Below are 26870 nucleotides of genomic sequence, written 5' to 3'. Positions count from 1 at the left end.
GAGCAGTTAGCTGCATTGAGTGGATTTGGATGGGCGGGCTTCCTCCAAATATGTTTGGTCTCATCTCTTGAATTAGTGAATTAGCACAGAACTGATGGATCCAACGATCCCGAAAATCCCGTCCTATCTCCGATAATTCGCGAATATGAGCCATCTACTGATTGCCTAAAGTTATTATTTTGCGCGTATCCACACGTCTTAAAGTAGCTTACCAGTTTTCATCACCGCAGATCTTCCGCGCTCTGTGCGGCGAAGAAGGATGATAGGGTGGTCTGGCGGGAGAAGGATTTCGAGTGATGCTTCCATGCGCTCGACTTAGTCCTCATCCTGCTCTCCGCGGATCTGATCGCCTCCTCCAGGGTCTCGAACCTGAGGGGGCGTGATGCCAGGGCTGCTCTAGCTGTGTCTCTCACGACCCATACGCCCAGGGGCGCCCAGTACTCCTCCGTGATCTCCCTGAGCGCCAGGACACCAGCCTGTCTCTTCATCCGGAGAAGGTGCTCGAGCACCGGCAGGCGTGCAGCGTAATACCCGCCTGCAAGCGGGCTGTACGATCGTCTCTCAGTGGTTCCCTCTCGATCGGATCCTATCCAGAGACGCTCTGGGGACCATGCGGATCCCGGATGCCAAATCTCTATGAGCTCAAAAGAATACGCCCCAGGCATTAGAATTATCTGGAAGTGGTTTCCGAGGATGCCCCCAGAGTAGAGCTCGTATCCCCCAAGCTCGGGCATATCAAGAACACGGCTGCGCAGAGCGTTTCCTATGATGTCGTCTGATGCCGTTATCGCCCATCGCGTTGGAACAAGCCTGCGGTCGCGCCCAAGAAGACCTATAGAGAGGAGACGTGAGATGTGGTCGATGCAGATCGAGGAGCTGTAGAGCTCATAGACTGCAGATGCCGCCTTTACATCTGTATCGCCCACGATCTGATCGACCTTCCTGGGGACAAATGGGTTGCCTGTGATATCCATGTCCTCGATCCTGCCGCCCGGGCCCATCGGGGAGAGGACGCCATCGAAGAGCATTCTCCCCTCAGGGGGTTTGACGAAAGAGACCTCGGTCTCCACAGGCCTGCTGGACATCGCTATCTGCTGGGCGCTCTCCAGAAGCCTTCCAGGATCTTTTGCATCGTGGACGTGTATCTCAAGCTCCGACCTGATCATCCTGGTTCTGTGAGATATTATTTTGACGATATCAAGCGCAGGCTGCTCAGGTGAGCTGCCAATCGGCAGAAGAGGACCTGCTCTCACAAGCGGGTATCCGTGCCTTCCGACGAAGATCTCAGGCGGGGACTCTCCTGCGAGTCGATTCCCTATTCTCGGCAGGCCTGCAAGCTCCTCGAGCTTTATCAGCAGCGGACACACAGGCCGGCCGCAGAGGCCGCGCCCCTTGCACGTGATACATCTTACCGACATGAAAACGCCGATTTTTGCGCTCTGGATGTCAGCTCATGCGACTCTGAAGATTGGAGTTTGCGCTCTGCTGCTCTCTGTATGATAGGTCAGGATGCTTCGTTCCTGACCCTCTCGATATCCCTCCTGAGATCATCGCTCATGCTCACCCCGTCGAGGTTCTGCTGCGCCAGGCTCTCGAGCGTCGGTCTGTCGTACCTTATGCCATCGAGCCTGGCTCCGCGCAGATCGACATTTGTAAATCCTACCGAGTAAAGCTCAGAGTCCCGCAGATCAGCTCCGGAGAGGCTTGTGTTGGTGAGATACACACCCGTCGCCTTTATTCTCTTCAGATCCGCCATGCTCAGATCGCAGTTCTCGAACATCACCCCTCTGAAAATGGCATTTCTCATATTCGCAGATCTCATCACAGCGTTTGATACGTAGAGCGCCTCAAAACGGCATCCTGACATATCGGCATCGCTGAGATCCGCCTGCCCGAAGTTGACGCTGCGAATCACGAGCTCCGGCATTTTCGCACCTCTGAGAATCGCCCCGCTGAAGTCTGCGTCATCTAGCTTTGCATCTGTGAGGTCCGCGCCCGAGAGGTTTGCCCTCAGGGCATATGCCTTTACGAGATCCGCACCGCTCAGATCCGTGCCGCTAAGATCCGCACCGAACAGCTCGGCTCTCGTGAGCAGAGCTCTCGATAATCTGGCGCCGCTCAGATCCACCCAGTTCGCCCTGGCGCCGAGCATGTTTGCTCTTGTTAAGATCAAATCATGCATCCTCGCCTGGGTCAGATCCGCGCCGAGGAGCCTGGCGCCGCTCATATCCGCACCCTCCAGCACGGTCTCCGTCAACTTTGCATTTGTCATGTCAGCACCCCTCAGATCCGCCTCCGAGAGATCCGATCCTGATAGATCCACCCCCTGCAGGCTGGCGGAGACCAGAGATGCCCGGGAGAGGTTTGCCCTGAAGAGCATGGACGAGTCGAGCCTGGCGTTGTTCAACCTCGCGCCTACGAGATCTGTAAATAGCATACAGCATCTTCTCATATCAGTGTTTGAGAGATCCGTGAATGAGAGGTTCGCGCCTGAGATGTTTGATTGCATCATAATGGCGCCTGTAAGCTGTGAACCGGTCAGATTCGCATCTCTGATTACAGAGTCCTGCATCGATGCGTTTCTCAGGTCTGAGTAGATGAGAGCTGCGCGTGTGAGATCCACGCCCGAGAGATCCGAGCCGCTCATGTTCGCTCCTGAGAGATTCGCGTCTCTGAGATTGGCACGGTAGACGAATGCGCTCCTGACATACGCTCCGCTCAGATTACATCCGTCCATCTTGGTGCCATTCAGATCCGCTCCGTCCATCATCGTGCCAGTCAGCAACGCGCCGCTGAGCCTGGCGATCTCCATGTGAGCTCCTGTGAGATCCGCGCGGCTGAGATCGCTTCTGGTCAGGTCCACACCGATGAGCTTTGCGCCTCTCAGCCTGGCCTCGCGTAGATCTGTGTTATGGATATCAGCGCCCTCAATGTCTGCACCGGAGAGGTCTGCGAGACTCAGGTTCGCATCGTAGATCATGCTGTACCTCAGATAGGCGCCTGTAAGATTGGCGTTGCTCAGGTCAGAGCCGTTCAGGTACGTCTGGTTCAGGCTCGCACCACTCAGGTCGTGCCAGCTGAGGTTCATGTGGCTCAGATCAGCCCTGTCATGATACGGCCGGTTTATTATCTCGCTCTCCGCGGGGAGAGATCCGCGGGAGATGTTGAATCTGCGGAGCTCGAGCATATCGAACATGTATACATTCGGGCTGTGGCTGACGATAGGTATGCTCTCTGGATCCGCGCCGTGGAGGATGCGCGCCGCGATCTCGGCGGCCTTCATTCCCTGCGCATCTCCGCTGCTGAGATATCCTCCGACTATTCCATGCCCCAGGCACATCTCCCACACGCCGTAGACAGGGACGCGGCTGACCTGCCTGAGAATCTCAGCGCTCTCCTCATACGTGAATACCTCTCCAGCGCGGTCTCTGTTGAATGTCAGTAGGAGGACGAGCACACCAGGGCCAAGCCTGGATACATTCTCACGCAGCTCATCCACAGTCACATTATCAAGAACATCAAATGTGATGTTGAACTTCGGAATGACGCCCTCGAGTATCCTCCTGTTTGCCATCCCTGTGGTGGTGTTGTCGTTCACAACCACTATCTTGTTCGTATCTGGATGAAGCCTGAGCATGAGGTCGATCGTATCCTCGATGCTCACGTTAAGGAGAACTCCTGTGAATCCACTGACATTGCTCAGCATTTCAGGCCTGAAGTCCTTCACACCGCAGAAGACCACAGGAACTCCGGGGAACAGCTCATCTCTGTTTGTCAGAAGAAACCTGAACGCGTCATCGTCTGAAGATATGATCACATCGAATTTTCTTTCACCATATCTCTCGGAGTACAGCCTCTTCAGAAACTCCATTCTGGACTCGTTCAGCAGCACCTTTTTTGTGTCCATGTACTCCACAGTGAGATTCGCATTCGGAGCGTCGATCGCCAGTCTGAGGCGCACACCGCCGATCACATCATCTGTCCAGGACATCCCCGGATTGTAGGAGTTGAGAAGAAGCACCTCTTTCGCAGGTGCACCACCCGCTGTTATGAGCAGTATGAGAAGAACAGCAAACAGGAGATGTAACCTCATGCACAAACACCTTGTGAATATTACCAAAATTCGGGTATTAAGACTTTCTCAAGCCGGGCAACAGAAATTCTTCAGTTTCAGCATTTGAAGATGCTGAAATTGGTACGATTATCGATTCAGAAACATTCTCCGCTTTCATCACATCTTCAGATCCGCGGTTAAACCATGAAAGCACGACGTGTAGGATTTAGCCTCATGTATCGACACGTTTTTGGAAGAGATCGCCCAGCATCACAAACGCTTTCATCCTTCTGGCACGCCTCTACCGCTTCATGCGGGGTTTTGGTGCAGGCTCATGAATCCGAATCGTCGGAGGTCCCGGTGCTTGACACATGGCTAAAAGAGATGGAAAAGGTTTTGGTGCAGGCTCATGAATCCGAATCGTCGGAGGGGCAGGCTCTGCACAACCAGCATCAATCGCTTTCTACATCTTATGCAAGATCTGATCTATTCACCTGGATGAGCCTCAGCGAATGCTCGAATCCGGCCCGTGCACTCGTATCGCTGAAATCCGCAACTTTCAATCCATCCAGACTCATGGGATATCTCGCCTAGGGCTATCGATTCCAGCAGATCATTCAGCTGTTCAAGTACGCAACCCGAATCTGGCGAGAACGCTGATAAAAAATGCCGGGAATCAATCCCGGCTCATGAACGTCTGATGCAGAGATAACCTGTTATCAGGGAGAGCACACCCAGCACCCCCTCGAATCCAGGCTGTGCCCTGGGCGGACTCTCTAACGGTACCTCTGCCTCGCTGGCCTCTTTTCTCACCTGTGTACTCTGTTCGGTTGCTGCTGATGCCTGGCATGGCGCGCCACAGGTTATCCACATCCTGCCCTCTGCGAGAGGCAGCTCGTAGTGCCTCCTTAGCGGCGCCGCGCATGATAATGCCGGCCAGTCGAAATCGACTCTGGAGTATGGCGTGCTGGAGCTGATGTTGCCGCCGAAGCCGGATCTGCTCTCTGTCACATCCACAGGCAGCTTCAGCTGTACTGATGTGTCGATTGTGGCGCTCCACCGCTCTCCGGAGTTCAGGGTTCCGATGTTCCATCTGAGCGTCGTCGATCCATCTCTGTTATATGTGACCGCAGAGGGAAGAGGATCCGCGCCAGTGTATTTGAGATACGGGTAGAGCGTCTCGGTGAGAGTGACGTTGATGACCCATGCTCCCTGGCCACAGCCATTCATTCTCTCCAGTACTCTGGATATCAGATTCTCGGCTGTGAGGCTCTCAGGTCTCACTGCACCGCGCTGCATGGGATCGCCGTACTGCGCAATGAGTGTCAGGTTTTGTTGCTCCAGAGGATACTCACTCAGATCCTTGCCGATGTAGAACGGGAAGATGCCCTCGAATCCTCCGCGGATCAGTGTGTTATTCCTTGGGATCGTGTAGAGCACGCTGGATGGTGTTATACCCTTGAACTCGCTGCGGCACGTTATGAATATTATGAACCTCCGCGTATCGCAGCTGAGAGGATCGTTCGCCTGCGAGAGTATGCGGCTGTGCATGATCTGCATCGCTTTCTGCAGCCCCGTCTCGTAGAACGTCAGATCGGTCTCCTTGCATGTCTCTTCGTTGTACTGCTGGATCGTCGCCTTTATTCTTGGATCTCCAACCGCCAGCCACTGTGGATCAAGTGTTGTAATCCTGTCCTCATCAGTACCATCCAAGTCGTCCCAGCTCACGATGGCGATCCTCGCATTCCTGAGCTCAGGAGTGTTCGATGCCATATTGAGCATTTCATAAAGCGCAGCTTGCATGATCTCGTAGTTCTTAAGGCCGCTCTTATCGAGATCCCGCATGCTCCCGGATTTGTCTATGACAAACAGGATATCCGCGCTGCATGATTTCTCAGGCGCATCAAGCGTTATCTTCAGCATTGGGCAATCAGGACAGGGAGCGTTTCCATTTGGCAGAACCTCCTTGCTCACGCTCAGCACGCTGATGTTCTGTACGACAGATCTATTGCTTCCGCCGATGCCGCTGCCCTCCAGGCCGAACGCGCCGGGCGGGCTGACCTTCAGAGTTGCGGGAGGGATCGCAACCGCTGAGCGTAGGTTATCGCAGCCGGTGTAGCTGACCGCTGTATCGGGAGCAGATCCCAGGATGAACGTGCCCGGATCCGGTGAGCTCACATCGAACGAGAGCATCCTGCTCTGGTTGGCCTGAATCGTCCCCATCCGCCAGGTCAGAACGGTCGAGTCGCCCTCATTTCTCACGGTTGCCACAGGCTGAGATCCACTGTATGGAGAGAGGTTCACATTCATAGATGATGGCAGCACATATGTCACAGTCACATCCTTCGCCACGATGCCTGTGATGCTGCTCCTGATCCTCTTGTATATGCCGGCCAGAGCGTTCGCATCAGGGGCGCTGTAGAACTCCCCGCCGGTGCTGTGCGCTATCTCCGTGAGGTTTCTCGCGTCAGCATCAGGACCGAGACCGATGGTGAATACCAATATCCCTTTTGATCTTGCCTCATCCACTGGAGATCCTGGAACGCCGGGAGGCGTGTAATGACCACCATCTGTGCTGATGCCATCTGTGAGAAGTACTATCACCTTCGATCCGCTGCACTCAGAGAGCAGATCGATCGCGCTCTTCAATCCAGTATCCAGACATGTGTTTCCGTCGGCACCTGTGCTGTCTATAGCGGATTCGATGTCTTTAGTATTGTTCGTTAGCGGCCAGGATATCGCTGACGTATTCCAGCTGACCACGCCGACCCTGTCCATGCTCAGATCAAGGCCGGTGACGAACTCCTTGGCAGCGGACTTCCTCAAATCTCCAGGGTCGCTTGTGGTCATGCTGCCAGAGCTGTCTATCGAGAGAACGACATCTACCGGACTGGCGCAGGGTATCTCACCTCCCCTAAGTGTTATGGTCACAGTGCTGATCTCAGAGGGAGAGATGACATCCCTGCTCAGGTGCTGGTCAGCAGTCACCGCTGAAGCACATGCTCCACCAGTCAGGACGAAAAAAAGTATCACCAAAATGGCTTCAAGTCTGATGGTTTTGCCTCCTACTATCAACTCTATGTGCTGTGTTGGATAAGTAGCTTTATATTCATATATTCTCTCTTATTCTTTCAAGAATCTTCGTCATAATGTTATACGCTTAAAATTATAGTATAAAATGTGAACATCCTGCGTACTTCGCGAATCATGCCTTCCTTCGAAGTGGCCCTCACAGTCTCGCCAAATATCCTCTTAATTGCTGAGAATACACTTTCAGCCGCCCACCTTCTTCCATATCCATGCACAATTTTCCAACTGTGGTATCCATACTTCATAAACTCAAGAACTGGTTCGGCTCTGGACGAGCCTGCTTTGACGATAGCATTCTTCCTGATCTTGATTCCAGGCATATCTACGCCCTTCTCTTTCATGAAATCGAATACCCCCTCCTTATCATAAGCTCCATCCATCAGTGAATCTTCAAGCTTAACATCTTCCAGCAGCGGTTTTACCATCTCATGATCAGTGACGGTCTCATCGGTTATCTCGAAGGTTACGGGCTTCCTTGTTTCAACATCTACGGCGATATGCACTTTTATCCAGCCTCTGCGTTCAACACCATGACTTTCTCTCATCCAGTCGCCTCTATTCGTAACCTTCATTCCTGTTGAGTCAACTGCGACCACTAAATCGTTATCAGGTATTGGAATATTCAACTCCAAATTCGTAATCCTCTGCCATAATGTCGAATAATCGGCAGCCAACAGCCCAGGAACAAATCCGCTTAGCGCCTGAATAAATCCTTCGAGCTGCCTGTATGGTAAATGAAGAAAGGCGTATGCTAAACCACAAAATTGAATAAATGTCTCAGGATAGCGATAGGGTCTGCCATTCTTGTTCTTATTCATCTTCAGTAGCTCTTCATCCCAATTATTCACAAAGTCAGTGCTAAGGTAAAACCATCCTCGCCTAACCAATTTCTCATTGTATTCGCGCCAATTGCGGTTATCCTCATAGGCCATGAAATATATTATATATTTTCCTAGTTTAAATAGTTATCCAACACAGCAACTCTATGCAAAAACATCACTTCAAACTATTTTAATCCATTTGTGTTTTAAAAAATATCTTTTTATATATTATTTGCATGTCTGCCAACATCCTTTTATCCTGCCTGTTACGTCCTCAGGCACATGAATGCATGCAGGAGAGTTACGGCTGCGCTGCTCCTCCTCTTCTCGCTCCAGTCTGCCATTGCAGAGATCCAGGGAAATGCGAGCTACGGAGAGAGATTCCAGAGCGTCAGCGGTGATTTTGGAAGGGCATGGCTGATGAGCAACATAAACACAACAAGTAATGTTAACACGAGCAGCGACCTCTGGAGCTGGGGTGGCGTGCCGAGAGGATGGAAGCTCGTCAACGGCGTGCTTGTTAGGGACACAAACTCGACACAGACGCAGATCGGCTCAGACTGGCTGGGGAGCACAACCGACAGCTTATACACAATGGCGTACAACGAGAGCAGCTGGATACCTCCATTCTGATCCATGTGGCTGGTCCAATGGAGCCATGGGATATTGTGGGCATCGCAGCGGGGTCCATCACGATGTTCGGATTTTACCCGCAGATCATCAAGATGTACAGGACCAAGCTTGTAGGAGATCTGAGCCTGCCGATGCTTCTCCAGTATACAACAGGCATCTTCCTGTGGCTGCTATACGGCATATACCTGGAGAACACCATCCTCATAGTGTCAAATGCTGTGTCGCTGGCAAGCTTTTTATGCGGAATTATACTGTATTTAAAATATAATGCTGGTCACAGGGTGCTGAGCAACAGATGAGCTGCGTCCTGCAAGGGCTTGTATCCCCTACGCTGAACATCTCCGAATAAGATGTTGATGCCAAAAATATGGGCCTTACAGCCTCTTGTTTCTCACAATTACCTTTCGGCCTTTCGCTTATTCGGACAGATCCCATGTGCTGTTACCTGCTCTTAATGAAGCTGCGGCGCTCATGGCCGCCATCGTCTTCCTCTCTGCCGGCAGTTTTAAATACAATGTACTATTAAGTCCAACAATGTACTTTGTTATACATCAAACTGGTGGCGTGGTTTATGGATGAGATATCCTGCGAGGTCAGGTTCGGCAGATATGGTGGCAGGTTCGTTCCCGAGACGCTGGTGCAGCCGCTTCTCGAGCTTGCAGAGGCGTTCGAGAGACTGCGAGCGGATCCTGGTTTTTCAGAGGAGCTCTCAAGGCTTATGAGAGATTTCGCCGGCAGGCCGACTCCGCTCTACAGGGCTGAGAATCTGAGCAGAGCGCTTGGAAGGACTGTGTACCTCAAGAGGGAGGATCTGCTTCACGGTGGCGCGCACAAGATCAACAACACCCTCGGGCAGGGACTCCTGGCAAAATACATGAAAAAGAGAAGGCTTATTGCCGAGACTGGCGCCGGCCAGCATGGAGTCGCCACAGCGATCGTGGGCGCACTGCTGGGATTCGAGACGGAGATATACATGGGCGAGTTGGACATCGAGCGGCAGCGCATGAACGTCTTCAGAATGGAACTTCTGGGCGCCAGAGTCATACCTGTTAAATCTGGCTCGAGAACACTGAAGGACGCGATAAACGAGGCGCTAAGGGACTGGGCTGCAAGTTATGAGAGCACTCACTATCTGCTCGGAACAGTCGCCGGGCCTCATCCGTATCCGTCGATGGTACGTGAGTTCCAGAGGGTGATTGGAGACGAGACTAGATCGCAGATCCTCGCGGAGGAGAAGAGGCTTCCAGACTCGATCGTCGCATGCGTCGGCGGAGGATCGAATGCGATGGGCATATTCACCTCGTTCCTGGAAGATGCTGTGAGACTTATCGCAGTCGAGGCTGGAGGGAGGGGCTCTGGCAGGGGGGCACGGAGCGCGGAGCACGGAGCATCGCTCGCACTGGGGGAACCAGGGGTGCTTCACGGAGCAATGACAAAGATACTGCAGGATCCATATGGCCAGATACTGGAGTCGTACTCGATAGCCGCGGGCCTGGATTATCCCGGTGTTGGGCCTGAGCTTGCCCATCTCGCCGAGACGGGACGGGTCGAGACGGCGATGGCGAGCGACGAAACCGCGATCATGGGGTTCAAGGCACTTTCCAGACTGGAGGGCATAATACCCGCGCTTGAATCTGCACACGCGGTAGGCTTTGCGATAGAGCATCCTGAGGTGCTGGGGGAACTGAGCGTGATAAACATCTCCGGCAGAGGCGACAAGGATCTGCACACGGTGATGGCCCATGACTCCGTCTGATATGAGCCTGTACGAGGTATTCAGGAGGTGCAGACCTCTCATCGTCTACATCTGCGCCGGTGACCCCTCCCCTGATGAGACCGTGGATATCGCGGATAGGATAGTGCGCGCAGGTGCTGATGTGCTCGAGCTCGGCCTTCCACACTCAGATCCGATCGCGGACGGGCCCGTGATACAGGCCGCGTCACAGAGGGCGATAGCCGCTGGCATGAACACAGACCTGTACTTCGATGTTGCATCGAAAATAGATGGTGTGCCGAAGGTATTCATGGGATACTACAACATGGTTTATCGGCGTGGCCTGGAGAGGTTCGTGTCAGACTGCAGAGCATCTGGGATCTGTGGGATGATTGTGCCGGATCTGCCGATGGAGGAATCGCGCCCCCTCCGAGAGGTGACAAGCCGCCATGGCGTGGATCTCATAAACATGATAGCTCCGAACACTCCTGATAAACGCATCCGCGATATCGTCTCCACGAGCTCAGGTTTTGTGTACCTCGTCGCCAGATCAGGGGTCACGGGCGCGCGCGCGGATCTGCAGGAGTCGACGAAGCATCTTGTAGAGAGAGTACCTCCAGTCATTCCAAGAGCCGTTGGCTTCGGGGTCTCGAGGCCAGAGCATGCTGCCGAGCTCGTCCGGGCCGGCGCAGACGGAGTCATAGTCGGCTCCGCATGTGTTGATCTCATTGGTAAAAAAGAGCTTGACCAGCTCGAGGATCTGATCAGGAGCATGAAGAAAGCGATCTCTGAGGTAAGTGTTAAGTCCGCAGCATCCATCCACCAATCATGAGTCAGTTCACCAGACGCACAGTCAATGCACTGAGATCTGGATGCGATGTCGTGATAGTCGCATTCGGCGACTCGATCACAGCCGGGTATGCGGTGAGGCATGGCTTCCCGTACTTCTGGAAGCAGGCGCTGCAGGAGAAGTACCCTGATGCCAGGATAGAGATGCACAACGAGGGGGTCTCAGGGGATACAACGAGAGACGGCCTGGCGCGCCTGGAGCATTCTGTCCTCTATCACAGGCCCGACCTGGTCACGATAAACTTTGGCATCAACGACGCAGCCTACGGAATCGGTCTGGATGAGTTCAGAGCGAATCTCTCGAGGATGGTGGAGATAATTCTCTCGGAGTGCTGCAGCGAGATAATCCTTCTGAGCTCACAGCCCCTGCTCACCCCCTATTACGATAAGCTCGTGCTCGATTACTACAGTGCAATAGGTGAGGTCGCGGCTGCAATGGGCGTGGGATTCGTCGATGTTTATGCAGCATGGATGGTGCGTGTGAGATCCGGCATGCCGCTCGAATCGCTTGTGCTGCCTGGCCTCGATCACCCCAACGAGGACGGATACAGAATAATAGCAGAGGAGCTTATGAAGCTTTTCTGATCTGCAGTGGAGAAATAAATATCTGTGGGTCGGTCGCTGATCTAGCAGGCCCTTGAGCATTCCTGAGGCGAACGGAAAGGTTTATCTCTTTTTATAGGCCACCAGTTACCTCCAGTTCTGAACGGAGTTCTGAAGATGGGTTCCGAGATACCCGGTTCTGTAGAGGTGACCGAGCTCCTGCTTACAGCAGAGATATACAACAGGTTTGAGAGTCTCACAGAGGACGACCTGCCATCAAGGATAAGAAAGCACTACTTCGACCCGGAGCACAGGGGAGTGAAACGCCCCATCTACGTCACCATATCTGATGTTGAGAAAATATACAGCATAAATGACGTGAGAAGCATCGCGAAGCGCCTCCCGTTCATCGATATAGAGGAGTTCGGATCCCAGCTGAGGCTCACAGTGTTTGATCTTGGTGCGAGGTGGTTCGCCAGGGAGGGCATCGAGCGGGTGAGATCGAACCCTGTTCTTGCTTACTATTATGAGAACTACGATCATCTCGATGTCAGCTACGCAGAGGCAAGACGTGCAAACAAGCCGAGATTCGCGGACCGCGAGTGGATCGAGGCTAGGATCAAGGAGCTTCAGGAGTCTGTACAGGACTCAGAGGATATGCTTAAGCTCGTCCAGATAAAATCGCCTGAGGATATCAGAGAGCGCATCGGGGATCTGGTGCTTACAGATGAGCAGAGGGCCGAGATATCGAAGATAGAGAAGGCTATAGAGCACAGGGAATACCTTCGCAGGGTTGGGCTGAGGGAGATCGGAAAGAGCCTCTTCGTTGGCTCTCCCGGCACGGGGAAGACGACGACCGCGAGGGCGATTGCAGAGTGGCTTGGCCTACCCCTCATAGAGGTCAGGCTCTCGATGATCACCAGCCAGTACCTGGGTGAGACCTCAAAGAACATCGACAAGGTCTTCGATCTGGCCAAGCGGCTCAGCCCATGCGTCCTCTTTGTGGATGAGTTCGACTTCGTCGCGAAGACGAGAACCTCAGATGAGCACGGCGCGATCAAGCGGGCGGTCAACACGCTCCTGAAGGCGATCGATGAGATAAGCCTGGTAGAGGATGGCGTCCTGTTCATAGCTGCAACGAATCATCCACAGCTTCTCGACTATGCTGCCTGGCGCAGGTTCGATAAGGTCTTGGACTTTCCGCTGCCTGATGAGCTCATGCGCCGCAGGATCCTAGAGAAGATCCTCTCAAAGATAGATGCAGAGGTGGATATTGATGAGATCGCGAGCCTGACCGATGGTTACTCCGGCTCGGATCTGCGCCTGGTTGTCCGCGAGGCTATGCTGAATGCACTTCTGGAGGACCGCAAAACTCTCAAGCACATCGATCTCCTGCGCGCCATAGAGGACTTCGAGCACAGGATCAGGGAGCACAGAGGCAGAGTGGCTTTATGAGAGTCGTGATGCTGGGAACCGGTGATGCGATAGGCACGCCGAAGATAGGATGCAGATGTCCCACATGCGTCGATGCACTCAATGGTGGGAGGAGCCGACGGCTCAGGTTCTCGATACTTCTGGAGAACGACGAGGGAAGGGTGCTTATTGATACGAGCCCTGATCTTCGATGGCAGCTCATCAAGATGGGCATAAGCAAGGTGGATGCAGTCATCTGGACGCATGCGCATTACGATCACTATGCCGGCTTCGGCGACTTTCACAGGGTTCAGAACCATGTGCCCGTATACGCAACCCGCAGCACCCTGGACTACGTAATCAGTTACCTCTATTTCCTGAGACCCCAGCGGCATGATGTGGAGCCCCTGGAGCCCTTCGAGATCGCCGGCATGGAATTCACGCTCTTCGAGGTGAACCATCCACCGGTCGAGACGATGGGGGTGCTGGTTTCCGCTGGTGGTAAGAGGGTTGTCATAACAAGTGATACGAATGATGCGCTATCCGAGGAGAGCCTGGATATCATGAGAGATGCAGATCTCTTCATCGCGGATGCGATAATGCCACCCGGCTACAAACTAAACAAGCACATGAACGCTGATGAGGCTATCTCCCTGGCGCACAGACTGAACGCCAGGCAGACGGTGCTGACGCACCTGAGCCATCTCTATCCGCCGCACGATGAGGCTGTAAAGAGATGGCCGCTTGCGCATGACATGATGTCAATAGTGCTGTAGCAGCAGGCCGCTTCGAATTCAGGCACAGGAGACGCAAGAGTTCCGGTCAGGCGTTCTGGAGATGCTGTAGAGGCAGCAGGGCGCAAGCTCCCATCTTTGGGGTAAGCCCGTACGCAACGAAGAACATACTCACCCTCGGACTAGAGCCTGTGGAGATACGTCAGTGAAGACTTCGACTAGCTTCGGCACAGTCGAAGTGAGGAAGCCCTGCCCTTCAGGGCGGGGAGGAGGTCACAGTTATGATTAGCATGTTGCTTGCGGATTCTGAGCTGGAGCTCGTGCCCAGAGAGATCGTGGGGTATCCGGCGGTGCGGCTCAACGCCAGGAAGCGGAACAAATCACCGGCGAAGAGTATTCTTGATGCAAGTCTTCATCACTCAGCGATGCGGGCTCTCCCCATGGGAGATCGCCGCGGGAGGCCGGATATAGTCCATGTCTTTCTTCTTGTGGCGCTGGAATCTGTCCTGAACAGGGTGGGTCAGCTCAGGGTTTATATCCATACCAGAAATAACGAGATGATCACCATAGACCCAACGACAAGGATACCCAAGAACTATCCCCGGTTTGTGGGTCTCATGGAGAGCCTCTTTGAGAAGGGCAGTGTTCCTGAAAGGGAGCCTCTCATTGTGATGCAGAGGGATCGTGATATCGGCGCATGCATAGGTGAGATCCCGCACGAAAAGGTCATCCTTCTATCACCGAAGGGCAGAAGGGTCAGGCTCAGCGATTACGTGAAGGAGTGTGATAACGCTCTCTTCATACTCGGCGGCTTTCCGAAGGGGGAGTTCATAAGCGATGTTCTCTCAGAAGCGGACGATACGATATCGATCTACGAAGAGAGCCTCTCGGTCTGGACCGTGGCATCTGAGATACTCGTCAACTACGAGAATCATGTTCTGGAGGCGTCGGCTCCATCCTGATAAAGAGGAGGGCGCAAACTCCAAGCTTCGGGATAGAATGTAATGGAGTTCCCACTGCTCCGACACCAGAAGGTCGCTCTATGACGCTGCGAGCAGAGCAGACTTCACTAATCTGCGCCCTCTGGAATCTGCTGCAGAAAAAGATGCGCGGAGTTGATCGCATATCGTCTTCTTCAGAGGACGCAGTTTGATGCATGCAGAACTCAGTTAATCCTGCTCGGATGTCTCTTTCAGAACATCATGCACTCTTTTCAGATCCTCAAGCAGCTTGATGCCCTTCTCGGTCGTTGTGTATGTCACAGTCGAGCCCTGAGAGATCTCAATAAGACCACGGGCGATCAGAAGATCCAGGTATGGATTAACCGTCTTGAAGTTCAGGTTTACCTGGTAGACTATAGCGGTTTTCGTGGCACCACCAATGCATTTCTGAAGTATCTCAGATATTATGCTCAGCTTGTCTCTTTTCAGCGTCATTATCCCATAACCCGATCTTCATGAGCACTACATGCTTCAGCATGCACAGCCTGGGCTCTCTTCAGCACTGCCATCCCGCATCCATTAGCTCAATTTAACAATATCATAAATGTGTCTCTCATCTCTGGCATATGTTATATAAGATTTTATCTCCCTATGCTGAGGCCAGACGTTACTGGACACGGGATGAGCAGGTGCCTAAAAGGGGGTGCGAAGGCTTTCGGTATGAGTGTATGGTCATCTCTTGGTCGTTGTCTGGAATAAATTAATCGCTTCGCTCTTGAGCAAACTGGACATGCTCTCATAGGGCTCTCATAGGGGTTAGCAGGGCACAAGCTCCAATCTTCAGGAGAGGAAGTCACACCAATAGCATCCCCCGTCCTGTGAGATCTTACCAAATCCGACCATCGCTCAACATTGGCCAGAAGATCCATTCAGATAAAGCGTCTCAGCAAACCGGAGGTAGCCGCACATAGGCCTTCCCACTGGCACGATCCTGATCGATGCCCTTCCACCCTCCACGAGGAGCTCTGCGACGGATGGTGGAGACAGCCTGGGGCATGTGGGGCTCCCCGGACACACCATCATCCGACTTCCATCGCGCTCGAATACCGGCTTGTGGAAATGACCAAAGACGAGCAGATCCACATCCATCTCTCTTGCCATCAGGGATATACCAGGGGAATCGGGCGAGTGTGATGGTCTGTGTATGATGCCCACGCGCAGCCCCTCGATATCAAGCTTCAGACGCTCTGGCAGTGATCTCCTGACATCCGGATGATCAGAGTTTCCAGCCACCGCATGCGTCTCCCCGAGAGTCTTAAGATCGGTGTAGACCTCCATGCTGACGAGATCGCCCGCATGCAGTATCATATCGTATCCGGACAGGGTTTTCAGAAGCTCCTCGGAAATGCGATCAAGATGTGTATCAGATATTAGGAGTATCTTCATGCTGCCTCCAGCGTGGTGATGCAGCGTCTCCGGAGCATCCGCTAAACGTGGAGCCTGCGCATCCCGGCCTCGACTATGCCCAGGAACTCAGCGCCCACCGCGACGACACTGTTTGTGAATATGGATGTGTTTATCTCGAATATCGGGTACCTGTACTTCGTGAACTCGGATACCAGCCAGCTTGTGGTGCTTCTGTTGCCCTTAAAGAGACCCTCATAGTCCTTCTTCACAGGTATGAAAACAACATCATCAAGCCTGCCTTTCTCCCTCACAAGCGCCATCAGGTTCGACCCACTGTTCGCGGTGATCGGCATCACGTCCGCGCCGTTCCTGAACGCGTTCCTCGCGCCCTCAAGCGCCTCGTAGGTGTTACCCCCGCCTGTTATCGGTATGTACACATCCCCTATCTGGAAGCTTGGCGTGTTGAAGTCTCTCTCCCAGTAGCTTATCTTGTTCAGATGCGTGAACCTCATCTCGAATGCCCTCGCGACAAGCCCGGATCTGCCGACACCTCCAATGACATAGCGCCCCGACCTCGGAAAGAGCCTGCCAAACCACCTCTCGAGATGCTCCTGATCCATATCAGCTATGAGCCTTCCGTTCTCCTCGAAGTCCTGGATCGTGGAGCAGTACTCAGGACATCGATCATCATGGTGGCCATCAAGCCTCGCCTGGATATCCTTGAAGAGGGCGTTGAGGAACGCCAGGACCTCGAGCTCGAACTCCGTGCCCAGTGGCGATAGCCGAGAGCGTCTCTCCTTGTCGGTGCTGTACTTCGTCCTCCCCTCTATCACAAGTATGGTGCCGTTCTTGTAATCCTCCACGAGCCTGTACGCTGTGCCGTTTCTGTTGGCTGTGATCAGTTTGATCTCGCCTCCCTGGCCCATGACATCCTCGATGTACTTGTTCACAGATGGGGTCTCTCCCGAGCCCGAGACCGCTATCCCCAGATTCATCTTCCTCGGATTGAAGTGCCTCTGGACTGGATCCTCCAGCGTGCACGGGAAGATATTGTCGAAGTGGTTCTGCAGGAGCTGAAGGAAGCTGTACAGCGAGAGGGCGCTTCTGCCTGCAGCAAGCCCATAGACGAATTTGTTCCTCTCGGTATCGCTCAGGAAAGATGCCAGCGACTCTGAGAAAGACGCAACCTCAGACATATCGAGACGAAGCAGCTTCTCCAGAAATCCGCATTGCAGGAGTGTTGCCTCCCGGAATATCTCAAACAGGCCAGACATGGTGGCTCCTGCTATGAGGATGTCTGAAGATAAGCTTTTCCTGTGCTCAGCATGGGCAGTCCGAATGAGAGCTGAATTCAGAAATTCTGTGGATTGCTGCTATTGGATGTCGGAGACGCTCAATCCCCAATCAGACACACATTTCTATTTCTGTATTACAGATGGCCGATCGAGAGATCTTCGACCGCTCTCGACAGCATCGAAAGGCATCGACGAGCATCGAATGTCGAAAGCAGTCGAAGCGCAGTCGGCTTCACCATTCAGGGTGAGGTGGTACATCATTCAGCTTATGACCTCTCCAAGCGCCCCCATGCTTCTCGCGAGCGCGATCTCCTGGGCGATTCTCCTTCCTGTGGAGAGGCCCTTCTCAATGAGATCAGAATATGGCGATCCGCTTATGAAGAGGTTTGTACCTGCAACGATTCTTGCAGATATCTCGAAGACCTTGAAGTCCAGATCGTCGGTCACTATCGTCTCGAGGCTAAACGGACCCACCATGCCGCCAAATAACTCTATCGACGTCTCGACGACCCTCTCGCCGAGGTCGAATACCTTCGGAAGAAGCGACTCTCGCAGAACCAGCGGCAGGTTCCCGGTCACGACGAAGCTGGGGTATATCCCTGCAGCCTCGAGCTCGTTCACCGATCCTATCCTGAATATCTCGTCAGCATTTGATTCCACACGCCTGTCGATCCCGAGCATGTCGAGTGTGCCCTTCCTCAGACGGTAGCCCTTCTCCCTTATGGGAGAGTAGAAGAAATGTATGTAGTATCTTGTTCCTAAGATGAACTCCTGTATGGTGTATTTCTGTCCCTGCTGGATCTTCGACTGGAACTCTTCCTTATTCTTTGCTATGAAGAACCCCTTTCCGCCCTTGGCGCCGTGGTACTTGACTATGACAGGCCTGTCTATCAGCTCGGCGTTCTCGAACCTCATGGGGACGTTCACACCAGCCCTGAGAAGCCACTCTCGCTCCATCTCGCGGTCGCTCTCCCAGGCGAGGCATCTTCTGTTCCCAAAGGTCGGCACAGGCAGAGCTTCGAAGTTCTGGATGCCGAGATACTCGACCATCGAGCCGTGTGGTATTATTATGGCGTTCTCATCGATCAGACGGTCGCTCTCATCCAGCATGGCTTTATAACTGTCCAGCGATATAAATGCATCCGGCTTTGCGAGAGGGAAGGCATCATAGAACCTCGGGGGCGGACCTATACATATGCCGAGAGTCCTGAAGCCCTCCTGTTTCGCGCCGTGAAATATCTGAAGGCTGCTGTGGGAGCAGACCGTGGCTATTGTGATGTTCTTCAGATCATACCCATTCAGTATCTCCAAAATCTCCTCTTTCGAAATCATGACTACGACCTTTTCTCCCCTCGATTCGATCCTTTGAAATCTGCAGGTTGGCGTCCCACTAGATAATCTCTTCGTTTGGATGCAAGGACAGGTGGGGCATCTCATAGAGCAACCTTCTGGAAGTGCAGGGGGCAGCAGGACACCATCAAAGGAAATAAGAAGCTAGCGCTGTGCAGAGGATGGCATCTCTCCAGCATTCACATAGCCAAGATCTTCAGGGCATCCACGACTCCAGATACTGTTTTATACCTTGATGGAAAGAGTTCTCCCCAAAGAGATTCATTGACACTGTGTGGTCTTGATGAAGCCTATTTACCTCATACTCATCATGCTGCTTCTGAGCGGGATCGCTTCCGCCCAGCTGGAGCCGGATAGGGAGCGTTTCGATATCGAGATCCATCCTGGAGAGGTCATACACAAGGTGCTGACCCTGACAAACACAGGCGAGGAGCCGGTATCGAGGATAAGAACTACCGCTGTGGGTGGAGACGCGAAGGATATGATAATGATCGATATACCCAAAAAGGCAATCGATCCGGGCGATGATATGGATGTGGACATATTCTTCATGGCACCTCCTGAGACGAAGCCTGGGCTGTACACAGGATTCTTCTACATATTCGATGAGACCGCGCCTCCTGCTCTCCCGATAGCGATAAGCTTCAACCTCAACGTCATCGAGAAGGACAGCTATAACGTTGGACTTTACATAAATGATGCAAAGGAGGTGAGCGGGGAGGTCACACCGGATGAGCCTGTAGAGTTCGATCTCGAGGTGAGAAACACCGGCAGGTTCAGGGATCTAATCGAGGTGTACATCCCTGAGGTCCCCGCGGGCTGGCAGCCGAGGCTATACGATGGGGATGAGGAGATAGATCTGCCATACTCGCTCGCTCTCCCATCCGGATCAAGCCATCATCTGACCCTGAAGGTTGAGGTGAATGAGAACGCGAGGAGTGGGTCGATGAGGATCGTGGGGGAGTCTCAGGGCAACAGATCCAAGAACGCCAGTGTTACAGTGAATCTCGATGTCGGGGTTGTGGTCAAGGGTTATGATGTCAGGATAGATATCCCGAAGCAGGTGATCGTGAACAGGAGCTACGAGGGGAGGATAACGCTCTTCCTGGAGAACAATGTCAGGGTGATGGTAGATGCGATATCGGATCCATCCCTGCTCATCGTGCCATCGAGCATGGTTCTGGACATCGACGGCAAGTTCGGATCGGCGAACTTCACGCTTATCGCGACCGAGCCATCTGGATATGCAATAGTCTTCAGGATGGTAGATACAAATGGTGTGCCATTCCCGCCTGAGGTAGTGTATCTAGAGGCCGTAGAGCCATCTGGGCTCGCGGTAATCACCTCGGCGGATCCGAGGTACATGGCCGTTGCCTCTCTGCTTTCAGGAAACAATACGACCGTGCCTGTGATCCAGGTCGAGGACAGGGTGAGTAAGGATATCATGGACATGCTTCTACCCTACAGTGATGTGATCATACTGGGCAGCGAATCAGAAGTGAGCAGTAAAATCGAGTCTGAGCTATCCGGCTTCAACGTCTCCAGGATCGCAGGCTCGGATCTCGCCGAGACCTCCTGGATTCTCGCAGACAAGATGTGGTCTAACCAGACAGCAGTTGTCGTCTCAGGGCCGAGCGAGATAGATGTCTTCAGATCGTACCAGATCGCAAAGCGTTCAGGTCTGCCACTGGTCGTTTGTGGTGACGAGCTCACTGATTCGATCACGACATCAATAAAGAGCATGATGGCGAAGGGTCTGGAGAAGGCGATCATCGCAAGCGGCGTGAGTGATTCAGTGGTGACATCTCTCAAAGTGATGGGGCTCTCAGTGGAGGTGTCGTGATGCGCGCTATATTTATTGCAACTCTCCTCTTGCTCCTGATATCTCAGGCGGGCGCTGTGTTTGAAAGAGGGGTGAAATCAGATACCGATGAGATGATACTCGTCGGCGAACAGGACTGGCATGCTGTCGTGGCATCCGTGCCGCTCTCGACGTGGAGTGAAGAGAACACCACGGTAGTGAGGCCGATGCTGATACTCCCGCGGGAGGTGAATGCTGGAAGGCGGCTCGGGTGGGTGGAGGGCACGGATCTCGAGAGGTACGGGATGGATGCGATCCTGCAGACCATGACCTCTGGCAACGTCTCCGCGCTGATAATCCACGGCTCCGGCGAGGACGTCAAGACCCTCGTCAAAACAGCTCAGAAGCAGGGAATGAAGACGTACATGACAGTATCCCTGGAGCCTGAGAGCGATGAGGAGAGATGGACATCAACCACACTGGTAAATGCGAACGATTCGACACTGGCAGGGATGATTCGTGATGCATTCAGAGGTGTCGAGCTCAGGAAGAGGCTGGAGGAAGGGAACGACACAGAGATAGATGGATACTCACTGGACGCAAACGGAAATCGTGGATCTCTCTTATGTCCTGTGAATCCAAATGTCAGGGAGGATCTCTACGCCAGGATCGAGGAGATCATAGACGAGTACAAGGTAGATGGCATAGTGCTCTACAGGTTTGGCTTCGATGGAGAGGACTACTGCTTCTGTGACGTCTGCAAGGAGGAGTTCTACAGAGATACAGGGCTGGACCTGACGAGGATAAGGTCATCAGGATACAACTACCAGAAGTGGCTCTCGTGGAGGGAGCAGAAGGTCCTGGAGATCGCGCGAGAGGCGCGGAACATAACAAGAAACCTCGGACCGGTGGAGCTGGGCGTCGCCATAGACGAGCCCTTTGACAAATCGAAGGGCTATAACCTCTATGATCTCTCCAGCGTATCAGATTTTGTCGTTGTGTCCTCTGTGCCTGTGCAGGATGCAGAGTTGGCTGCCAGGGTGACTGATACCCCGATATACGTGAGGCTCAGCGATGATTATGTTGAGTACATGCTCTCCACGCAGAACGTCGAGGGCGCTTTGAATTACATTGAGAGTCTCATCAAATCAGAATGCGACGGCATGGTCTTCGAGTATAACGTCGTTTACACACCTCTATGGTCTGAGCTCGAGCCCCCCTCGAAGGCAGCTCAGTGGCTCATAAAGGAGCTCGGAATGAGGACATTGGGCATAGGAGATGTCTCCTGGGCATGCAATGATACGATAAGATATAACAGCAGCGAGGAGCTGGCGGTGCTTTTGAGCAGCCGGTGGAGTTCCTCCCCTGGCGTTGTTCTGGTCGGGGATAACTACACCGCGGGGATCCAGGCGGCGACAATAGCTTCGTACCTGAACTGGCCAGTTCTCTTCTTCTCCTCCAACATATCGAACACCACGCTCTCGGAGATCGAGAGGCTAGGTTGCAGAGATGCGATCATCGCAGGGGACGCGCCATCTGATGTGGTCAAGATGCTGGAGGAGATGAACGTCACAGTCCACAGGGGTGATCTGGATCTTCTCCTGGGAGAGATGAGGGCGCGAAACGATTCTGTCAGATCCATAGTGCTGACAAACAGCCACGACATCTCTCTGATACCTCCAAAGCCGGAGAGCAGGATAAAGAGAGCGTTTGTCAAAGACCTCTGGATCAGTGTTGAGACCATCCCCGCGAGCATACCCTCTGAGGAGGCCGGGGAGGTCGTGCGGATGAACATAACGCTCAGAAACACTGGCACAGAGCCTCTGGAGGGGGTAAGCCTCGTTGACATGTTCGCAAACGGCCGGTATGTGAGGATGCCGATATACTACAAAGGAAAGCTCGCGATCACAGACCCGATATCCAAAGAGCCGTCGGATCCGGCAGGCGCATTCTTCAACGGCTCGATACTCACGTGGGATCTAGAGAAGCTCGACCCGGATGAATCGGTCTCTCTGAATTTAGAGGTCGTGGTTTTACATCCCATGGATGCCGGCTGGGTGCAGCCTCTCGACAGGGGCATGACGGTCAGGTACACCGGCCTGGCGGAGAACGTCACGGTGGAAACGGAGAGCGACGGACCAGTCTCTGAGATAACGTATCCAGGAGAGATGCCTGTTGGAACTGCAATAGTCACATGGAATGTCTCTGAGCCGCACAGCTACACAGCCCTCCGGCTCTTCAGCCCGCACGGGCTGATAGGCTATGTCCGGTTCGGCGCAGGATCGGACGGATACCGCGCAGTTCTTCCGATGCCTGAGCCTGGAAGATGGTTATTCAACATAGAGGTCGGTGGTGGCACGGAGTACCGGACGAAGAACATGAGCATAGAGGTGAGGTCGACACTGCCGCCTAACAACGTTACGGCTTTCAGCCACACGAAGGTGCCGAAGCTGTCGCTGGCATCGATGCAGGTTGCAGCTGCAAAGCGCGCCATAGTGATGGACGTGGCGAAGGACCCGCAGTATGTGGACCCTGGTGAGGTCGAGGAATGGCTCCGCGAGAGTGTTGGGGAGAAGAAGCTGAGACCGGAGTACCTCCTGGTGGTCGGAGACCCCGGATCACTTCCATTCCCGACGACCGGTGTGAAGCAGGAGCTTGAGGGAGATCCCATCTCCTATGATGTTTACAGGGATTACAGAATAGAGATGGATGACGACAACTACACAGAGGTCGCGACCGGTCGGTTCATAGGGCTCAGCGTTTACGACGTCTCGCAGATGGTCGCCAGGACTCTGAGCTACGAGAGGCTCCATGGCGATTGGAAGAACACATCGCTCGTTGTGGCCACGCCGGTGGAGTGGCCATGGAGCCCTGTGCCCATCAGGATAAAGGAGTATCTTGCAGACGCAGGCCTGAACTCGAGAGACCTGCGGTGGGAGGAGGCGACCTTCCAGAGGGTCTCTGCATTCATGAACAATGGCGTGGGCATAGTCCACTTCGATCATCATGGTTCAGAGAAGGGCTGGGCGCTCTCGAGCTGGTCGATGACAGACTCGTTCCTCGATGAGACGCAGGTCAAGCAGTTCGTCCTCGCTCCCCAGCTCACGACGAGCAACTCCTGTCTGAGCTCCCGACTCAAGGGATTCAGCATCAATGTGAGCGGGACGGAGATGTACATACCAATGAGGCTCGACGACTCGATAGCATTGGCGTTCGTCAGGGCTGGGGCTGTGGGATATGTGGGCTCATCCGCGCTTGTTTGGATATACGTCTCAGAGGACTACAACAAGCGCTTCTACCAGGCGCTGGTATTCGAGAATGCAACCGCAGGCGAGGCCCTGAGCCAGGCCGAGAACCTTTACATCATGAAGATGAAGGGCGCGGAGAAGATATCCTTCGAGAGGATAGAGGAGATGCTGCCTCCGTGGGAGTACTCCATGAAGGAGATGATGAACCAGACCGCGAGCAGCTTCATGCTCTTCGGCGATCCGGAGTTCAGGCCATATCTCCCAGAGACGCCGGAGCTTCCGTATAGGGTAGATGAGGTCTCGGGCAACGATACTGTTGCAGTCTCCGTCGCCCCCATCACAGAGCAGGCCACGGACTGGCTCTATTGGCTCGGCGTGGACAGCACCGACGGGGAGGTCAGCCTCAACGCTCCTCCTGCGATCATAGCTGAGGTGCTGCTTCCCAGGGATGCTGAGGAGGTCGTAGTTAAAGAGGGATCCAGAGTCGTGTGGCATGCGGAGGATGTAGCCGGAGAGAACAGGCGCGTGATGTGGCCTGTCATCAACCCGAGACTCGGAGAGACGAGGAGCTTCTCGGTGGAATACCGCGTCATCCCTGAGGAGCTTCAGATCATAAACATCACCGTAGGCTGGAACGCGGTCTCAATCTACGTCAATCCCAAGGATGCGCGCGTGGAGAAGTACCTCAAGGGCAAGCCGTACCGCGGGATATTCACGGTGACCGATGATGAGTGGAGCTACTCATTGAAGGACTCGACTATTACGAACATAACTGCCTTTGAGCCAGGAATGGGCTATATAATCGACAGCTATGATGATTTCACCATTAAGATCCCGGGCAAGCCTGTGGAGCGGCCGTACAGGCTCAAGCTCACAGCTGGCTGGAACCTGATCGGGCTGCCCGTGAACGAATCGCTTGCTCCCATGAACATCACCGTCAACACAGAGCACCGGCGTTACAGCTTCTCAGAGGCTGTAGAGAAGGGATTGATATCAGCGTTCATGTGGAAGTATGAGGATGGCGAATGGAAGCCGCTGAAAATGGACGAGCCTATGGAGCCGGGAAGGGCGTACCTGATGGAGGTCACGAAGGAGTGCAGACTGGAGTTCAGCTGAATGCTCCAAAAGTGTGGCCTCCGCATCTTTCCAGAAATTACCTCCTGGAGAGGTGCAGCAGAACCTCTGGTCTTCAGGCCTGGATGAAATCGCAGAGCTCTGCGGCGTATGGAGAATTCTGAGATGCTGTGGCAGAAGGATGCTGATTGAGGCTGTTCGGTGATCCGAGCCTGCAACCCACAGCATCACATAGATTTGCAGCACCCCCAAAACGCGCTCCAATCAGTCAGGTGCACACCTCAGATACTAAGACTTATAAACCAGTGGGTGGCAGGTAGCAGGTATCAAGCTCATTGGAGGAGTATTATTTGGCGCGAAAACCCGGAAGCATGTACAGAAGGATCGAGCGGCCTTACACGCGCAGGGAGTACATCGGAGGCGTCCCTGGAAGCAAGGTCGTTCACTATGACATGGGAAATCTCACAGAGGAATTTCCCGTCAAGCTCTCTCTTGTGGTGAGAGAGCCATGCCAGATCAGACACACTGCACTTGAGGCGGCAAGGGTCGCCGCGAATAGGTATCTTCTTAAAACGCTGGGCAGGAACGATTTCCACCTGAAGCTCAGGGTCTACCCGCATCATGTCATAAGGGAGAACAAGCAGGCTACAGGCGCAGGCGCGGACCGCGTCTCCAGTGGTATGCGTCGCGCATTCGGGAAGCCTGTCGGCACAGCGGCGCAGGTATACACTGGGCAGCGGATATTCACGCTGGGCGTGCACCCAGAGCACATCGAGGAGGCCAAGACAGCTCTGCGAAGGGCCGGACATAAGCTGCCCTCGCCGGTCCAGATCATCGTAGGCTCCTGAACGGTGACCAGGCTTGGAGGACTATCTAGAAGGACTCGAGCGGGCGATGAGATCCATGCCCGCCGCTAAGGGTACAAAGGAGAGGTTTCAGATCCCTGTGCCCAGGATATTCTATGAGGGCAAGACGACTGTTCTCGATAACTTCGCAGCCATAGCGGATGCTCTGAACAGAGACCCGGATCACCTGATGAAGTTCCTTCTCCAGGAGCTGGGCACCGCTGGAAAGATCGAGGGGCATCGTGGCGTATTCCAGGGGAAGTTCACAGAGCAGGCGATTCAGAACCAGATCGCGGCCTATGTCGATGAGTATGTGATATGCTCAGAGTGCAAGCTACCGGATACACACCTCATAAAGAGCGATCGCGTTCTGATGCTGAAATGCGACGCGTGCGGGGCACACAGGCCGGTCAAGAAGAGGAAGGCCAAGGCGGTCGTTGCCAGGGATGTCATAGAGGAGGGCGAGACCTACGAGCTCAGAATCGAGTCTGTGGGGAGCAAGGGCGACGGCATAGCCAAGGTAGACAAGTATCTGATCTTCGTGCCTAACACATCGAAGGGCGAGATCGTAAAGGCCAAAGTGAAGAAGATAAGCGGGACGCTTGCTTTTGCGGAGATCGTTGAGCGGAAGGGCAAGGCATGAGTGATAAGAGGATCCACCTGAGCTTCACAGACAGGCATAAGTACAGGATGGAGTTCGAGCCGGCTGAGTTCTGGAAGCCTCTTGCGGATGTCTATGAGGGTGTTGAGTGGTCTATAGGCGATGAGTACATCTCTGTCATCGCGGAGAACTACTCATACCTCCTGGACCTGCTGGTCCATGCCAGGCAGTTCTACCTCAGATCCATGCCGTTCGAAGAGCGGTTCAGGTGATTGCTGGTAATGACATTACTGTTATCTGCAGCACCTCTGCAGAGCCCACGCCGAGGGCATGATTTCCACATCTCTTCAGTCTGCCGTTCGGCTTCGATCATCATCTCCACAGCGTCTGCAGCTCGAGTGATTCGGACCATCCGGATAGTTATATTACCCAGTAGATTCACCATGCCGGCATGGCC

At 53.7% G+C, this 26870-nt stretch carries 21 protein-coding genes; 13 read left to right on the top strand and 8 right to left on the bottom strand.

The annotated features are described in order from the left end of the window. Positions 1–221: 221 nt before the first annotated feature. The 4 genes from MTHE_RS01030 to MTHE_RS01015 form a co-directional block, all read right to left on the bottom strand. Entirely contained in the window at positions 222–1418 is a 1197-nt protein-coding gene (locus tag MTHE_RS01030; RefSeq protein ID WP_011695397.1) for an Nre family DNA repair protein, read from the bottom strand. Between the two features lie 86 nt (positions 1419–1504). Next, positions 1505–4093, bottom strand: coding sequence for an ABC transporter substrate binding protein (locus MTHE_RS01025; RefSeq protein WP_011695396.1), 2589 nt, complete (start codon positions 4091–4093; stop codon positions 1505–1507). Positions 4094–4741: 648 nt separating this feature from the next. Then, a complete protein-coding gene (locus tag MTHE_RS01020) occupies positions 4742–7042 on the bottom strand; it encodes a vWA domain-containing protein (protein ID WP_175265660.1) in 2301 nt (766 codons plus the stop codon). Between the two features lie 164 nt (positions 7043–7206). Next, entirely contained in the window at positions 7207–8076 is an 870-nt protein-coding gene (locus tag MTHE_RS01015; protein ID WP_011695394.1) for an IS5-like element ISMth3 family transposase, read from the bottom strand. A gap of 171 nt (positions 8077–8247) precedes the next feature. On the opposite strand from MTHE_RS01015, the gene MTHE_RS01010 reads away from it, so the two are divergent. The 8 genes from MTHE_RS01010 (at position 8248) to MTHE_RS00975 (ending at position 14813) form a co-directional block, all read left to right on the top strand. After that, on the top strand, positions 8248–8598 hold the full coding sequence (locus tag MTHE_RS01010; RefSeq protein WP_011695393.1) for a hypothetical protein: 351 nt from the start codon (positions 8248–8250) through the stop codon (positions 8596–8598). 17 nt (positions 8599–8615) lie between these two features. Beyond that, a complete protein-coding gene (locus tag MTHE_RS01005) occupies positions 8616–8897 on the top strand; it encodes a SemiSWEET family sugar transporter (protein WP_175265659.1) in 282 nt (93 codons plus the stop codon). Positions 8898–9169: 272 nt separating this feature from the next. Beyond that, complete coding sequence (trpB, locus tag MTHE_RS01000) at positions 9170–10354, top strand: tryptophan synthase subunit beta (protein ID WP_011695391.1); 1185 nt, start codon at positions 9170–9172, stop codon at positions 10352–10354. After that, a complete protein-coding gene (gene trpA / locus MTHE_RS00995; protein WP_011695390.1) occupies positions 10341–11144 on the top strand; it encodes a tryptophan synthase subunit alpha in 804 nt (267 codons plus the stop codon). Before trpB ends, trpA begins: the two co-directional genes overlap by 14 nt. Continuing rightward, positions 11141–11746: an SGNH/GDSL hydrolase family protein gene (locus MTHE_RS00990; RefSeq protein WP_011695389.1), complete on the top strand. Its 606-nt coding sequence runs from the start codon at positions 11141–11143 to the stop codon at positions 11744–11746. Before trpA ends, MTHE_RS00990 begins: the two co-directional genes overlap by 4 nt. 135 nt (positions 11747–11881) lie before the next feature. Beyond that, complete coding sequence (locus MTHE_RS00985; protein ID WP_011695388.1) at positions 11882–13159, top strand: ATP-binding protein; 1278 nt, start codon at positions 11882–11884, stop codon at positions 13157–13159. Next, a complete protein-coding gene (locus MTHE_RS00980) occupies positions 13156–13893 on the top strand; it encodes an MBL fold metallo-hydrolase (RefSeq protein ID WP_011695387.1) in 738 nt (245 codons plus the stop codon). Before MTHE_RS00985 ends, MTHE_RS00980 begins: the two co-directional genes overlap by 4 nt. A 239-nt stretch (positions 13894–14132) precedes the next feature. After that, positions 14133–14813, top strand: a complete 681-nt coding sequence (locus MTHE_RS00975; RefSeq protein WP_011695386.1) for a 16S rRNA methyltransferase — start codon at positions 14133–14135, stop codon at positions 14811–14813. Positions 14814–15020: 207 nt separating this feature from the next. On the opposite strand, the gene MTHE_RS00970 is transcribed toward MTHE_RS00975, so the two are convergent. From MTHE_RS00970 to MTHE_RS00955, 4 genes are all read right to left on the bottom strand, one after another. Further along, a complete protein-coding gene (locus tag MTHE_RS00970; protein WP_011695385.1) occupies positions 15021–15287 on the bottom strand; it encodes a winged helix-turn-helix domain-containing protein in 267 nt (88 codons plus the stop codon). Positions 15288–15698: 411 nt separating this feature from the next. Then, positions 15699–16238: a metallophosphoesterase gene (locus tag MTHE_RS00965; RefSeq protein ID WP_011695384.1), complete on the bottom strand. Its 540-nt coding sequence runs from the start codon at positions 16236–16238 to the stop codon at positions 15699–15701. Between the two features lie 41 nt (positions 16239–16279). Next, positions 16280–17473, bottom strand: coding sequence for a phosphoheptose isomerase family protein (locus tag MTHE_RS00960; RefSeq protein WP_011695383.1), 1194 nt, complete (start codon positions 17471–17473; stop codon positions 16280–16282). A gap of 282 nt (positions 17474–17755) precedes the next feature. Further along, positions 17756–18826 carry a formate--phosphoribosylaminoimidazolecarboxamide ligase gene (locus MTHE_RS00955; protein WP_011695382.1) on the bottom strand — a complete coding sequence of 357 codons (1071 nt, stop codon included), beginning with the start codon at positions 18824–18826 and terminating at the stop codon, positions 17756–17758. 301 nt (positions 18827–19127) lie between these two features. On the opposite strand from MTHE_RS00955, the gene MTHE_RS00950 reads away from it, so the two are divergent. The 5 genes from MTHE_RS00950 to MTHE_RS00930 all read left to right on the top strand — a co-directional run bounded on the left by MTHE_RS00950 (position 19128) and on the right by MTHE_RS00930 (position 26685). Then, positions 19128–20687, top strand: a complete 1560-nt coding sequence (locus MTHE_RS00950; protein ID WP_011695381.1) for a hypothetical protein — start codon at positions 19128–19130, stop codon at positions 20685–20687. After that, entirely contained in the window at positions 20687–25009 is a 4323-nt protein-coding gene (locus tag MTHE_RS00945) for a C25 family cysteine peptidase (RefSeq protein ID WP_011695380.1), read from the top strand. The genes MTHE_RS00950 and MTHE_RS00945 overlap by 1 nt, the downstream gene beginning before the upstream one ends. A gap of 308 nt (positions 25010–25317) precedes the next feature. Beyond that, entirely contained in the window at positions 25318–25815 is a 498-nt protein-coding gene (locus MTHE_RS00940; RefSeq protein WP_175265658.1) for a 50S ribosomal protein L16, read from the top strand. A 13-nt stretch (positions 25816–25828) separates the two neighbouring features. Continuing rightward, positions 25829–26455: a translation initiation factor IF-2 subunit beta gene (locus tag MTHE_RS00935; RefSeq protein ID WP_011695378.1), complete on the top strand. Its 627-nt coding sequence runs from the start codon at positions 25829–25831 to the stop codon at positions 26453–26455. Continuing rightward, positions 26452–26685: a hypothetical protein gene (locus MTHE_RS00930; RefSeq protein WP_011695377.1), complete on the top strand. Its 234-nt coding sequence runs from the start codon at positions 26452–26454 to the stop codon at positions 26683–26685. Before MTHE_RS00935 ends, MTHE_RS00930 begins: the two co-directional genes overlap by 4 nt. Positions 26686–26870: the final 185 nt, after the last annotated feature.

Origin of the sequence: Methanothrix thermoacetophila PT (genome assembly GCF_000014945.1) — an archaeon.
In the GTDB taxonomy this organism is placed as follows: Archaea; Halobacteriota; Methanosarcinia; order Methanotrichales; family Methanotrichaceae; genus Methanothrix_B; species Methanothrix_B thermoacetophila.
The sequence above is the reverse complement of the archived record's forward strand: the minus strand, read 5'-3'. Positions and strand labels throughout refer to the sequence as shown.

Bases quoted from the DNA above. Each gene is read 5' to 3' on its own strand.
- MTHE_RS01030 (WP_011695397.1), bottom strand. From the start codon at position 1,418: ATGTCGGTAAGATGTATCACGTGCAAGGGGCGCGGCCTCTGCGGCCGG.
- MTHE_RS01025 (WP_011695396.1), bottom strand. From the start codon at position 4,093: ATGAGGTTACATCTCCTGTTTGCTGTTCTTCTCATACTGCTCATAACA.
- MTHE_RS01015 (WP_011695394.1), bottom strand. From the start codon at position 8,076: ATGGCCTATGAGGATAACCGCAATTGGCGCGAATACAATGAGAAATTG.
- MTHE_RS01010 (WP_011695393.1), top strand. From the start codon at position 8,248: ATGAATGCATGCAGGAGAGTTACGGCTGCGCTGCTCCTCCTCTTCTCG.
- MTHE_RS01005 (WP_175265659.1), top strand. From the start codon at position 8,616: ATGGAGCCATGGGATATTGTGGGCATCGCAGCGGGGTCCATCACGATG.
- trpB (WP_011695391.1), top strand. From the start codon at position 9,170: ATGGATGAGATATCCTGCGAGGTCAGGTTCGGCAGATATGGTGGCAGG.
- trpA (WP_011695390.1), top strand. From the start codon at position 10,341: ATGACTCCGTCTGATATGAGCCTGTACGAGGTATTCAGGAGGTGCAGA.
- MTHE_RS00990 (WP_011695389.1), top strand. From the start codon at position 11,141: ATGAGTCAGTTCACCAGACGCACAGTCAATGCACTGAGATCTGGATGC.
- MTHE_RS00985 (WP_011695388.1), top strand. From the start codon at position 11,882: ATGGGTTCCGAGATACCCGGTTCTGTAGAGGTGACCGAGCTCCTGCTT.
- MTHE_RS00980 (WP_011695387.1), top strand. From the start codon at position 13,156: ATGAGAGTCGTGATGCTGGGAACCGGTGATGCGATAGGCACGCCGAAG.
- MTHE_RS00975 (WP_011695386.1), top strand. From the start codon at position 14,133: ATGATTAGCATGTTGCTTGCGGATTCTGAGCTGGAGCTCGTGCCCAGA.
- MTHE_RS00970 (WP_011695385.1), bottom strand. From the start codon at position 15,287: ATGACGCTGAAAAGAGACAAGCTGAGCATAATATCTGAGATACTTCAG.
- MTHE_RS00965 (WP_011695384.1), bottom strand. From the start codon at position 16,238: ATGAAGATACTCCTAATATCTGATACACATCTTGATCGCATTTCCGAG.
- MTHE_RS00960 (WP_011695383.1), bottom strand. From the start codon at position 17,473: ATGTCTGGCCTGTTTGAGATATTCCGGGAGGCAACACTCCTGCAATGC.
- MTHE_RS00955 (WP_011695382.1), bottom strand. From the start codon at position 18,826: ATGATTTCGAAAGAGGAGATTTTGGAGATACTGAATGGGTATGATCTG.
- MTHE_RS00950 (WP_011695381.1), top strand. From the start codon at position 19,128: ATGAAGCCTATTTACCTCATACTCATCATGCTGCTTCTGAGCGGGATC.
- MTHE_RS00945 (WP_011695380.1), top strand. From the start codon at position 20,687: ATGCGCGCTATATTTATTGCAACTCTCCTCTTGCTCCTGATATCTCAG.
- MTHE_RS00930 (WP_011695377.1), top strand. From the start codon at position 26,452: ATGAGTGATAAGAGGATCCACCTGAGCTTCACAGACAGGCATAAGTAC.